Here is an 11,592-nt window from a genome sequence, read left to right as displayed (position 1 = left end):
CGGCCGGGCGCGGCCTCAGACGCGGTGGACGACCAGAACCGGACACGGCGCGTGGTGCAGCAGCGCGTGCGCGACGCCGCCCAGGGCCAGCCGGGCGAACCCGCGGGTGCCCCGGGCCCCGACCACGATCATGCGCGCCTCGCCCGCCGCGTCCAACAGCGCGGTCATGGGCTGGGACCGCACCACCTGTCGGACCACCTCCACGTCCGGGAAGTCGGGAAGGCGCCGGGCCAGCACCGTGTGGAGCGCCGCGCCCTGTTCCGCCACCATCTCCTCCTCGACGCGGCTCCACGGACCGACCCCGCTGTCGGCGAACACGGGCGCGGACCACGCCCACACCGCGCGCACCCGGTCCCCGTGCAGGTCCGCCATCCGCAGCGCCGCCGACAGCGCCCGGTCCGCGTGCCGCGAACCGTCCACGCCGACCACGACCTCGCTCTTGTCCGCGTCCATCCCCTCCTCGCCCACGACCAGCGCGTAGCCGGGGGCGTGCGCGGCGACCTGGTAGGCGACGGAGCCGATCCGCATCCCGGGGAAGCCGCCCCGGCCGCGCCTGCCCACGACGATGACGTCGAAGTCCTCCGCGTGCCTGAGCAGCTCCGCCGCGGGAGAGCCGTCGACCACGCGGACGTCGAGGTCCAGATCCGGCCAGCACTCGCGCACGTGTGCCTCCGCCCCCTCCGCCGCCGCGACGGCCTCCCGCTCCCACAGGTCCGAGGGCCAGCGCGACACCGACACGGTCAGGTCGCCGTCGAACACGGCCATCAGCGTCAGGCCGATCCCCCGGCACACCGCCTCCCGGGCTGCGCACTCAGCGGCGCGCAGACCCGCGTCGGAGCCGTCCACCCCTACCAGAATCGATCGCACGAGAGTCCCTCCGTCCTCACCCTCCATCGTCCACCCGGGGGTCACGTGCCCGCGACCGCGACACGGCGCCCGCCGGATGGGTCCGGCACACCTGGCCGCGGCTTTACCGACGCCGTGACCTCGAACGCGTATCGTCGAACGTGGGGCCGTGCCACTCGAGGTGACATGGGGAGGGACCATGTCCGATGCGACCGCGGGAAGCGAGAGCACCGCCGAGCACGCACCGGGACTCGGTGACCTGGGCGAGGAGCTGCGCCGGGTGATCCGGGCGGTGGGCGCCCACGCCGGTGCCGTCTACCTGCTCGAACCCGGTGACGACACTCTCGTGATGTCCGTGCTGGCGGGCGTCGCGCGAGATCTCGTGCGCTCCTGGTTCCGGGTCGCCCTGACCGCCGGACTGCCGGTGGCCGAGGCCGCCCGGGAGCGGCACCTGGTGTGGCTGCCGAGCGGTGAGGAGCTGGCCCACCGGTTCCCCCGGGCGGCGATCACCGTCCCCTACGACTTCGCGACCATCGCCCACCCGCTGATGCTGAACCGCGAGGTCCTCGGCGGGTTCTTCGTCATCGGCCGCTCCGACCGCCCCGGGCTGTCGAGCGAGGAGCGCGAGGAACTGGCGGGGGCCGCGCGGGCGATGGTCGACACCCTGGAGCACGCCCGCGCGATGGGGCGGCCGATCAGACCCACGCCCGCCCCCTACATGCTGCGTCCGCCGCCCCCGGCCTCGGACCCGCGCGAGGTCCTCAGCGAACTGGTCGACCGGCTGCCCGAGGGCCTGTGCTCCCTGGACGTCAACGGGCGCGTCACCATGGTCACCGACGCCGCCACCGAGCTTCTGGGCCAGCCGCGCGAGCGGATCGTCGGGCACCGTCCCTGGACGGCGCTGCCGTGGCTCGACAACCCGGTGTACGAGGACCGGTACCGGGCGGCGGTGCTCAGCCACCGTCCGACGGAGTTCGTGGCGCTGTGCCCGCCCGACCAGTGGCTGTCGTTCCGCCTCCATCCCGGGGAGACGGGCGTCAGCGTGCTGATCTCCGAGACCGAGGTCGACTGGGAGGGCGAGGAGCCGCACACCCGCCAGGCGCCGACCCGGGCCGGCGTCCTCTACCACATCCTCCACCTGGCCTCGGCGCTCACCGAGGCGGCGAGCGTGAACGACGTCATCGACCTGGTCGCGGGCGAGATCGTCCCGGCGGTGGGTGCGAGCGCGCTGGCCCTGTTCACCCACGACGCCGAGCGCAGGCAGCTGCGCCTGATCGGCCAGCGCGGGTTCGACCCGGCCTTCGTCGCCAGCATCGACGGGGAGTCGGCCGACGCCAAGGCGCCCGCCGCTCGGGCGTCGATGACGGGTGTGCCGGGGTTCTTCCGGTCCCTCAAGGAGTTGCAGACGGTCTACCCGTCGCCGGAGGTGTACGTCCAGAAGGACATGGAGGGATGGGCGTTCCTGCCCCTGGTGGCCTCGGGGCGCCCGGTCGGCGCGTGCATGCTCGGCTTCACCCGGCCGCACAACTTCACGGTGCAGGAGCGGGCGGTGCTCAACTCGCTGGGCGGCCTCATCGCCCAGGCGTTGGAGCGGGCACGGCTGTACGACCTCAAGCTCAACCTGGCGCGCGGTCTCCAGGCGGGGATGCTCCCGCGCTGGCTGCCGCGGATCCAGGGAATCTCGAGCGCGGCCCGCTACCTGCCGGGGACCGAGGGCATGGACATCGGCGGCGACTTCTACGACCTGATCCCGCTCGGGCCGGGCCGGGGCGCGGCGGTGATCGGGGACGTCCAGGGGCACAACGTGTCCGCCGCCGCTCTGATGGGACAGCTGCGCACGGCGGTCCTGGCGTACGCGACGGCCAGGGACGGCAGGCCGGGCGAGGTGTTGACCCAGACCAACCGGCTGCTGTGCATGATGGAGTCCGAGCTGTTCGCCAGCTGCCTCCTGCTGCGGTTGGACACGGTGTCCAGGCTGGTGCGCATGGCGCGGGCGGGCCACCCGGAGCCGCTGATGGGCGGGCTCGACGGCGGTCACATCCTGTCGGCGCCGGAGGGAATGCTGCTCGGGATCGATCCGGAGGCGGAGTACCCGGAGACCGAGTTCGAGCTGCTCCCGGGCGCGACGCTGGCGATGTACACCGACGGGCTGATCGAGGCGCCCGGGATCGACCTGGACGAGGCCAAGGCCGGGATGGCCGACCGGCTGGCGGCGCTGCACCACCTGCCGGTGGAGCGGGCCGCCGACGAGCTGACCTCGAAGGTCAGCGAGGTCCCGCACCGCAGGGACGACACGGCGCTGCTGCTCCTGCGCGCGGAGGACTGAGCGGGCCGGTCAGCCGGCGGCGGCCAGGGGCAGTCGCCTCCCGGCGGCGGGTGACCGCCGTCAGCCTCGCGTGAACTCGAACGTGGCGCCGTCGGTGGCGTCGTGGGAGACGTACTCGACCGTGTAGTCGAACAGCTCGGCCGACTCGCCGGGGCGGAGCGTGACCTCCTCGTCGGTCTCCCGGTTCCTGCGGTCCTCCTCCTCGGTCACGGTGACCTCGGCGCTCTGGTCGTCGGCGACCTCGATGTCGAACTCGTACTCGATGTCCCTGGTCTCCCAGAGATCTCCCGAGTGGCGCGTGCCACCGACCCCGACGGTGCAGTCGCCGTTGCGGCACAGAGTGGTGTTGGCTCCCGAGCAGGAGACCGAGGCGAGTGCCACGACGAGGGCCGCACCGCAGACAGCGGGGGTGCGAAGACGCATGCTGATTCCGCCCTTCGGATCCGGTTCCGGGGGTCTCCCGGTCCATGAGCAGAGGTCAGCGTAGCAGCCGGGTTCGCGGCAGCCGTCTGGCGAGAGGGCGGGCGCCCCCCGTCGCGGGCCGGTTCAGGGACGCTGGGGCGGACCGATCAGGGGTGCCTTCACGGGTGCCGCCAATCCCACGAACACCACCATCTCGCGGCCGCCCGGGTTGGTCAGGCGCGGTCGTGTCTGCCAGTTGTTGGCCAACCAGACGTTGCCGGACGGGTCGATCTGGATCCCCGTGTTCCGTACGAGCGCGTCACTGGTGTAGCCCGTGTCCGCCGGGGAGATGGGCTGGCCGGTCCGGTGTCCGGGCGGGCAGGCCGAGGTGTCGGCGCCGCACAGGTGGGCCACCCGCTGGCCGCCGAAGTTGGCGACCCAGACGTTGTCGTCTCCGTCGACCGCGATGCCCCACGGGATGTGCAGACCGCCGTTCTCGAAGGGGGCGCGCGGGGTGCTGCCGTCCGGGCCGATCACGGTGACGGAGGGGTCCGTCCCAGGGTTGAGGATCGACTCGAGGAAGTCCTCGATGCTGGCGTCCCCGCAGGGCGGCTGCACGACGTCGGAGTTGGCCACCCAGACGTTGCCCAGGCCGTCCGAGGCGATACCCATGGGCGCGTCGATCCCGCCGCCGTCGACCGATCCGACCGGTGTTCCGTCCGGGGCGAGCACCAGGACACTGGAGGTCCGGTTGCTGGTCACCCAGGCACGGCCCCGGGTGTCGATGGCGATCGCGAACGGCTCGGCCAGCAGGTCGGAGCCCGGATCGATGTTCTCCGCGTCGGACGGCACCCCGTCCGGGATCCGGGTCACGGTGTCGTTGCCGCAGTTGGCGACCCAGATGGTGCCGTCCCGGTCCGAGACGGTGCCCTGGGGTCGGCTGATGTCACCGAAGCGCCAGCCCGTGCGCGGAGAGAGCGGTCGCCCCTGGGAGTCGAACTGCGAGACGCTGCGGGAGAGCCGGTCCTGGTCCCGTTCGCACCCCAGGCCCTGGAAGCCGAAGTTGCCGACCCACGTGTCGCCCTTCGGGTCCAGGGTGACACCGTAGCCCGCGCCGTAGACACCGCCCCCGGAGAACGGCGCGCCCGGAGCGTCCCGACCGTCCGGCGTGAACTTCAGCAGCTGCTCACCGCCGCACACCGTCTCACGGGGGTCGGCGCCGAACTCGTAGTTGTTGATGATCCAGGCGTTGCCGTCGGCGTCGAAGGCCATGTTGCCCGGCCCGTCGAGTTCGCGGCCGTTGCCGACGTAGCTCAGGGCCAACGTCCAGGCGTCCGGCGCGGCTCCGAGGGCGGGGGCGAACACGTCCTCCGTCCGGGAGACCCTGAACAGCGGGTCGACCCGGTGGCCCGGGGCGCGGGCGACGTTGAGCGCCGCCTGCAACGTGTTCCGGGGCGGGCGCTGGCCCTCGGAGCGTGTGAGGCGAAAGAGGCGCTGGCAGGTGTCGGGACCGGTGCAGCTGGCCAGGAGGTTGGCCAGGGAGTTGAACGTGCGCAGGGTGGAGGTGCGGTCGCCGTTGGGCGGCGCGGCCAGGACCCGGGCGATCCCGCCGGTCCTGGCGTCGGCGAGGTTGCGCGAGGTGAGGGCGGCGTTCTGGGGTCCGGGGTGGGGACCGGCGATGTCCGGCCCGTCCATGAACTGCGCCATGGAGAAGGCGGTGGCCACGGTCGTCCGCTCGTTGACCACCGCACGGGAGCGTGGGGACGCGGGGAGCACGGCGGCCATGCTGACGGGGTCGCGGTCCGTGTCGCGGTAGCCCTGGCCGCGGGGATCCCCGTCCGCCACGAGGTAGAGGACCGCGTCGGGGTTCGAGGGGCGCCGGTAGCGGATCTCGAAACGCCCGTCCGGGGTACTGCGCGCGGATCCGAGGACGGTCGCCGGGGCGTCCCATCCGTCCCCCGCGCGGTACAGCCTGACGCGGGCCCCCGCCAGCGGCTCTCCCCCGTGGGTGACCGTGCCGAGCTGGCGGGCCGGACCGGGCTCAGGCCCCTCCGTACTGGCTGCCGAGGTGGTGGTGAGCGCGGCGAGGACGGCCCCGGCCACGAGGACACAGCGACGGCGCATGTGGACTCCGATCCACGTCGGCGACTCCACGTCGGAGCGCTCCGGGACTGACGGCGACGAGCGTAGCACTTTGCGTAATCAGATAGCCACGAAGAGTAATGAACGAGTCTCGGTGCGCACCGTTCAGGTGGAGTACCCCTCGCGGTCATCCGGGAGGGGCACCATGGCCGCTCCCCCACGTGAAAGCGAGCGCCCGCCCGTGTCCCTCCTCACCGCCCCCACCGGGACCGGGCGTGCGCGGCCCGCCGCTGTCGGCTCAGGCGAGCACCGACCCGAGATCGACGGGCTGAGGGCCGTCGCCGTGCTCCTGGTGGTCACCTACCACGTCTGGCTGGGGCGGGTCTCCGGCGGCGTCGACGTCTTCCTGATGCTGACCGGCTTCCTCATCACCGCCTCCCTGGTGCGCGCGGCCACCGGCCGGGGGATCCGCTACGGCGCCTTCCTGGCCCGGCTGGCCGCGCGTCTGGTGCCGACCGCCGCCGTCGTCGTCCTGGCGACGCTGGCCGCGACGTGGCTGTTCCTGCCCGAGACCCGGTGGCGCGAGGCGCCGGGCGACGCGGTCGCGGCCCTCCTCCACCACACGAACTGGCGTCTGGCGCTGAACTCGGTGGACTACCTGGCACGGGATGACCTCAACCCGCTCCAGCACTTCTGGTCGCTGTCGGTGCAGGGGCAGTTCTACCTGGTGTGGCCCGCGCTGGTCGCGGTCGCCGTGTGGACGGCCCGGCGCGGTGGACGTGACCCGCGCTCCCCGCTGCTCGTCGCCCTGTCCGCGGTCCTCGTGCTCTCGTTGGCCTACTCGGTGTTGATGACCCGGATCGACCAGCCGTGGGCCTACTTCGACACCGGCGCCCGGCTGTGGGAGTTCGCGCTCGGCGGGCTGCTGGCCCTGCTGCCGTTGGGAAGGGACCTGCCGCGGGCGCCGCGTGTGGCGCTGGGCTGGACCGGCCTGGCGGCGCTGGTGCTGTGCGGGGTGCTGCTGCCGGTGTCGTCGGTCTTCCCCGGGTACGCGGCGCTGTGGCCCACGATGGCCGCCGCGGCCGTCCTCGTGGCGGGCGCCTCCGGTTCGGAGTTCGGAGCCGACCGACTGCTCTCCCTGCGACCGCTGCGCTACCTGGGCTCGATCTCCTACGCGCTGTACCTGTGGCACTGGCCGCTGCTGGTGTTCTACCTGTCCCTCACCGGCCGTGGCCTGGCGACCCCGTGGGGCGGGGCGGCCGTCCTGGCGGTGTCGGTACTGCTGGCGGCGGCGACCACCCCGGTGGCCGACCGGCTGGCCGCGCTGGGGCGCGGCGGCGGGAGGAAGGCGGTGCGGCGCGGGGTGGCGGTGGCCCTGGCCTGTCTGCTGCCCGTTCTGCTCACGGCCGGGGCCTGGGCCGGGTTCCAGTCCGCCGAACGCGACCGGTGGGAGAGACTGCTCGCCGACGGCCGCAGCTACCCGGGAGCGGCCGCGGCCGACGGCGCGCAGGTGCCGGACCGGCCGGTCTACCCGCCACTGGTCTGGGCGGCCGAGGACGCGCCCGCGACCTACGACGACGGGTGCAACCAGACGACCGCCGCCCCCGAGGTGATCACGTGCGTCTACGGGGTCGACGACCCGGTGCGTACGGTGGCGCTGGTGGGCGGCTCGCACGCGGCGCACTGGTTCCCGGCCCTGGAGAGCATCGCCCTGGACCGCGACTGGCGGCTGGTCAACATCGTCAAGGGCGCCTGCCTGTTCACCGACGCCCCCCAGTCCTACCGGGGCGAGCCGTACACCTCGTGCGCGGAGTGGAACCGCGGGGTGATGGCCGAACTCGACCGGCTGCGGCCCGACACGGTCTTCACGACGGGCACCACGACCAGCCTGGACACCTCGATCGGCTACGGCGAGGAACAGGTCGTGGACGGCTACGTGGACCGGTGGCGCGAGCTCGGGGACATGGGGATCGACGTGGTGGCCGTGCGCGACACCCCGAGGTTCCGTTTCGACGTGCCCGGCTGCCTGGCCGAGGCCGACCCGGACGAGTGCACCTCGGCGCCGGAGGAGTCGATGGCGCCGGTCTCGCCGCTGGAGGAGGTCGAGCCGCCCCCGAACGTGACGGTGGTGGACCTGACCGACCGGTTCTGCGACCGCGACGCGTGCCGTCCCGTGATCGGCAACGTCCTCGTGTACTGGGACAGTAGCCACATCGGCGCGACGTTCATGCGCACCCTGGCGCCGGAGCTGGAACGGCGGTGGGCGCGGGCCGAGGGCTGGTGAGGTCCGCGGAAGGCAGGTCCCCGCTCGACCGTCCACCCGCCGGGCCCCAGAAGAGACGACGAGACGACCCGGCGAGGCGGCCGAAGGCCCCCGAGCAGGGTCGTCCTGAGTCCGTGGGCGCGAAGGGACTCGAACCCCTGACCTATTGCTTGTAAGGCAATTGCTCTGACCAACTGAGCTACGCGCCCGCGTCGCGAGCGATCATACCCTCTCGCCACGGCCGTCGCGCCTGCCGTTTCCGGGCAGGGAACGCAGCTCCCGCAGGTAGTCCTCCACCTCACGGGGCTCGGAGACGGGCGTGGTCACGGTCCAGCGGACGGTCCCGTCGGCGTCGACGAGGAAGGTGCCGCGCCGCGCGGTGCCGCGGGTGGGGTCGAAGACCCCGTAGGCGTCGGCGACCGCCCCGTGCGGCCAGAAGTCCGACAGCAGGGCGAACGGGAAGGACTCCCGGTCCGACCAGGTACGCAGGGCGAACACCGAGTCCACGGACACGGCGAGGACCGTGGCCCCCAGTGCCTCGAACTCCGCGTGGCGCGCGCTCAGGTCGGCCAGCTCGCCCGAGCAGACGCCGGAGAAGGCCAGGGGGTAGAAGACCAGCAGCACGGGGCGGCCCCGCAGGCCGGTCAGGGTCGTGTCCCGCCCGTACTGGTCGTGCAGCGTGAAGTCGGGCGCGTCGGCGCCGACGGTGATGGTGTCGGTCATGTTCGTCGGCGGGCGCTCCTCAGCGCCGCGCGCCCTCCCTCGGGACGCGCGGCACCGGATGCCCCCACCTCGTCGGGGTGGTGTCCGTCACCGCTTGGGAACGACCATACGGGTGCACGACCAGTCCGCGCCGACGCTGATCGCACTGGTCTGCGACAGCCCGGACGTGGTGGCCGCCTCGGAGACGTCGCCCGGGGCCACGTGCAGTTCGCGCCCCGCCTTGGGCGTCAGCACCAGGATGATGCCGCCGTCGGCGATCAGGGGCACCGTGTCCATCAGGGCGTCGGTGAGATCCCCCTCCTCGTCGGACCGCCACCACAGCAGTGCCGCGTCGACATCGCCGTCGAAGTCCTCGTCGACCAGTTCCTCGCCCGTGACTTCGGCGATGGAAGCGCGCAGTCCCTCGTCGACGTCGTCGTCGAAGCCGAATTCCTGCACCACCTGACCCGGCTTGAATCCGAGTCGGTCAGCCAAGCCGCGTTCGCTCTGTGCCTGGCCCGCGGTCGCGCTCACGAAAGTTCTCCTCCACAGATGGTTTTTCTCAATCTTGCCTGCACGAAGCAGTTGTCACAACGATGCCGGGCCACATTCACCGCCCGTCGCGTGGTTCCGTGACCATCGCTGATCGCCTAGTTCACACGCTAGTGGCATCTCCCGTCAACGCGCCGTTCGACCCGGGGCCCCAGCGGTTCCCGTCTCACGCCGTCGTCAGGAACGACAGGCGCACCTGCCGGTCCGGGTTGTCGATGTTGAGGTCGACCACGGCGACGGACTGCCACGTCCCCAGTTCGAGCCGTCCCGACAGCACGGGGACGGTGGTCTGCGGGGCGACGTAGGCGGGCATGACGTGTGATCGTCCGTGCCCGCGGGAGCCGTGCTTGTGCCGCCAGCGGTCGTCGGCGGGGAGCAGGTCGTCGAGTGAGGCGAGCAGGTCGTCGTCGGACCCGGCGCCGAGTTCGATGATGGCCACGCCGGCGGTCGCGTGCGGGACGAACACGTTGAGGAGTCCGTCGCCGCCGCCCGCGACGAAGTCGGCACACTCGCGGGTGATGTCCGTGATGCTCTCCGAACCTCCTGTGTGCAGCTCAAGGATCTGTGTCCGCATAGCGCCACCTTCGCGCAGCCGCGGCGCTCGTGCAACCATCTTCCGCCCGACTGTGGATGACGATGGGCCCACGAAACGCCATACTCGTCCACAACGTGTGAGAACCTGGGACAAACGAGGGGGAACGGTGACTGTCTCGTTACGTCTGGGGCCCCTGGTGCGGCACGCCGGACCGACCACCGCGACGGTGTGGGTGGAGACGGACGCGCCGTGCCTCGTGCGCGTCCGCGTCGACGGTCGCGAGGCCGCCTCGGCACGGACCTTCACCGTGCACGGACACCACTACGCGGTGTGCGACGTCGCCGGCCTCCCGTCCGGCGCGCGCCTCCCCTACGAGGTCCTCCTCGACGACGCGCCCGTGTGGCCCGAACCGGACAGCCCCTTCCCGCCCAGCGTCCTGCGCACCCTCGCCCCGGACGCCCCCACCCGCCTGCTGTACGGCTCGTGCCGCACCCCCACGGGCGACAGCCCGGAGGGCCTCGTCCGCTACGGACCCGACATGCTCCGCGCCACCGCCCGACGGCTGGCCCTCGAACCCGTCGACGGCAACCTCCTGCTGCTGCTCATCGGCGACCAGGTCTACGCCGACGAGGTCCAGGAGTCCATGCGCGCGGTCCTGCGCCGGTCGCGCGCCGCCGACCCCGCGGACGGCGCCCCCGACGACGAGGTGGTCCGGTACGACGAGTACGCCGAGCTCTACCGGCAGGCCTGGAGCGACCCCCAGGTGCGCTGGCTGCTGTCGACCGTCCCCAGCCTCATGGTCTTCGACGACCACGACGTCCGCGACGACTGGAACACCTCCGCCGCCTGGCGCCGCGCCATGGACGCCCTCCCCTGGTGGCGGTCGCGGATCACCAGCGGCCTGGGGTCGTACTGGGTCTACCAGCATCTGGGGAACCTCTCCCCCGACGCCCGCGCCGACGACCCCGTCTGGGCCCGGGTGCGCGACCACGGCTCCGACGCGGCCGAGGTCGTGGACGGCTTCGCCTGGCGCGCCCACGCCGAACCCTCCTCCTACCGCTGGAGCCACCGCCTCGACGTGGGACCGGTCCGCGTCCTGGTCACCGACACCCGGTGCGGTCGTGCCCTCGACGAGGGGGCCGAGCGGTCCATCCTCGGCCCGGACGGGCACGACTGGCTCGACGCACAGCTCACGGGCGGCCCCGAGCACGTCGTGGTCGCCTCCACGGTCCCCGTCCTGCTCCCCCCGGCCGTCCACCACCTGGAGGCCTGGAACGAGGCGGTGTGCGCGGGCGCGTGGGGCGGCTGGGCCCGGGGACCGGCCGAGCGGCTCCGCCAGGCCCTGGACCTGGAGCACTGGGGCGCCTTCCAGTACTCCTTCCGGCGCCTGGGCGCGGGCGTGCGCGCGCTGGCCGGCGGCGAACGCGGCCGGGCGCCGGCCACGGTCCTGTTCCTGAGCGGGGACGTCCACTTCTCCTACCTCGCCCGGACCGAGGGGGCGGACGGAACCCGCCGGGGCGGCGCGGAACCGGACGGAACGGAACCGGGAACGGCCCCGTCGGGCGGGCACCGCACACGCGTGGCCCAGCTCGTCTCCTCGCCGCTGTGCAACCAGACGCCGATCCACCTACGCCGGGCGGCCCGCCTGTCCGCCAGCGGGCCGTTCGCGGCCCTGGGAAGGGTCCTGGCGTGGCTCGCCAGGGCGCCCCGGCCCTGGCTCCGCTGGCGGCTGGAGGGTCCCCCCTACTTCGGGAACACCATCGGCGAGGTGGTCTTCGAGGGCGCCTCGGCGGAGGCCGCCTGGTACCACTGCCCCGGGGCGGGGCCGGACGCCCCGCCCCGGGTGCACCGCCGCGCGAGCGTGTGAGGTCGGGGCGCCGTCAC

The 11,592-nt window shown here is 72.9% G+C and carries 9 protein-coding genes and 1 tRNA gene; 3 read left to right on the top strand and 7 right to left on the bottom strand.

Annotation, left to right across the window (positions count from 1 at the left end; all coding sequences use genetic code 11):
* Positions 1 to 15: 15 nt before the first annotated feature.
* Positions 16 to 867, bottom strand: coding sequence for a universal stress protein (locus AB0I72_RS16705; protein ID WP_358568805.1), 852 nt, complete (start codon positions 865 to 867; stop codon positions 16 to 18).
* 178 nt (positions 868 to 1,045) lie between these two features.
* Between AB0I72_RS16705 and AB0I72_RS16700 the strand changes: the two genes are divergently transcribed.
* The gene (locus AB0I72_RS16700) at positions 1,046 to 3,172 is read left to right on the top strand and encodes a SpoIIE family protein phosphatase (RefSeq protein ID WP_358568802.1); all 2,127 of its coding nucleotides are present in this window, start codon (positions 1,046 to 1,048) and stop codon (positions 3,170 to 3,172) included.
* Positions 3,173 to 3,232: 60 nt separating this feature from the next.
* Here AB0I72_RS16700 and AB0I72_RS16695 read toward each other — a convergent pair whose 3' ends face one another.
* Entirely contained in the window at positions 3,233 to 3,595 is a 363-nt protein-coding gene (locus tag AB0I72_RS16695; protein WP_358568799.1) for a hypothetical protein, read from the bottom strand.
* Between the two features lie 123 nt (positions 3,596 to 3,718).
* A complete protein-coding gene (locus AB0I72_RS16690) occupies positions 3,719 to 5,698 on the bottom strand; it encodes a hypothetical protein (RefSeq protein WP_358568796.1) in 1,980 nt (659 codons plus the stop codon).
* A 163-nt stretch (positions 5,699 to 5,861) separates the two neighbouring features.
* Here AB0I72_RS16690 and AB0I72_RS16685 point away from each other — a divergent pair, with 163 nt between their 5' ends.
* The gene (locus tag AB0I72_RS16685; RefSeq protein ID WP_358568793.1) at positions 5,862 to 7,940 is read left to right on the top strand and encodes an acyltransferase family protein; all 2,079 of its coding nucleotides are present in this window, start codon (positions 5,862 to 5,864) and stop codon (positions 7,938 to 7,940) included.
* Positions 7,941 to 8,054: 114 nt separating this feature from the next.
* On the opposite strand, the gene AB0I72_RS16680 is transcribed toward AB0I72_RS16685, so the two are convergent.
* The 4 genes from AB0I72_RS16680 to AB0I72_RS16665 all read right to left on the bottom strand — a co-directional run bounded on the left by AB0I72_RS16680 (position 8,055) and on the right by AB0I72_RS16665 (position 9,747).
* A tRNA-Val gene (locus tag AB0I72_RS16680) sits at positions 8,055 to 8,128 on the bottom strand.
* A 13-nt stretch (positions 8,129 to 8,141) separates the two neighbouring features.
* Positions 8,142 to 8,642: a peroxiredoxin gene (locus tag AB0I72_RS16675; RefSeq protein WP_358568790.1), complete on the bottom strand. Its 501-nt coding sequence runs from the start codon at positions 8,640 to 8,642 to the stop codon at positions 8,142 to 8,144.
* An 87-nt stretch (positions 8,643 to 8,729) separates the two neighbouring features.
* Complete coding sequence (locus AB0I72_RS16670) at positions 8,730 to 9,155, bottom strand: DUF3052 domain-containing protein (RefSeq protein ID WP_358568787.1); 426 nt, start codon at positions 9,153 to 9,155, stop codon at positions 8,730 to 8,732.
* A gap of 184 nt (positions 9,156 to 9,339) precedes the next feature.
* A complete protein-coding gene (locus AB0I72_RS16665; protein ID WP_358568784.1) occupies positions 9,340 to 9,747 on the bottom strand; it encodes a YjbQ family protein in 408 nt (135 codons plus the stop codon).
* Between the two features lie 127 nt (positions 9,748 to 9,874).
* Between AB0I72_RS16665 and AB0I72_RS16660 the strand changes: the two genes are divergently transcribed.
* Positions 9,875 to 11,575: an alkaline phosphatase D family protein gene (locus tag AB0I72_RS16660; protein ID WP_358568781.1), complete on the top strand. Its 1,701-nt coding sequence runs from the start codon at positions 9,875 to 9,877 to the stop codon at positions 11,573 to 11,575.
* The last annotated feature ends 17 nt before the right edge of the window (positions 11,576 to 11,592 follow it).

The organism is Nocardiopsis sp. NPDC049922, assembly GCF_040660275.1.
Classification (GTDB): Bacteria; Actinomycetota; Actinomycetes; order Streptosporangiales; family Streptosporangiaceae; genus Nocardiopsis.
This window is presented reverse-complemented; position numbering and strand designations above follow the sequence as displayed.